The 275-nt window shown below is 45.1% G+C and carries 1 protein-coding gene; it reads right to left on the reverse strand.

Annotated elements, in window-relative coordinates:
* Positions 1–275, reverse strand: a 275-nt coding sequence (locus tag HMPREF2637_RS11310) for a hypothetical protein (protein ID WP_176745615.1), incomplete at both ends; no start/stop codon positions are given.

Consider the following 275-nt stretch of genomic DNA (forward strand, 5'->3'; position numbering starts at 1 on the left):
GCATCAGAAACACCAAAGAGTGAAGCAGGATCAAGCACCCCAGTTTCCGAAGCATCAAACAGTGAAGTGGCATCTGAGACTTCAGCATCAGAAACACCGAAGAGTGAAGCAGGATCAAGTACCCCAGTTTCTGAAGCATCAACTAGTGAAGTGGTATCCGAGACTTCAGAATCAGAAACACCAAAGAGTGAAGCAGATTCAAGTACTCCAGTCTCTGAAGCATCCAATAGTGAAGTAGTTTCCGAAACTTCGGCATCAGAAACACCAAAGAGTGA

Source organism: Streptococcus sp. HMSC065H07, assembly GCF_001837325.1.
In the GTDB taxonomy this organism is placed as follows: domain Bacteria; phylum Bacillota; class Bacilli; order Lactobacillales; family Streptococcaceae; genus Streptococcus; species Streptococcus salivarius_H.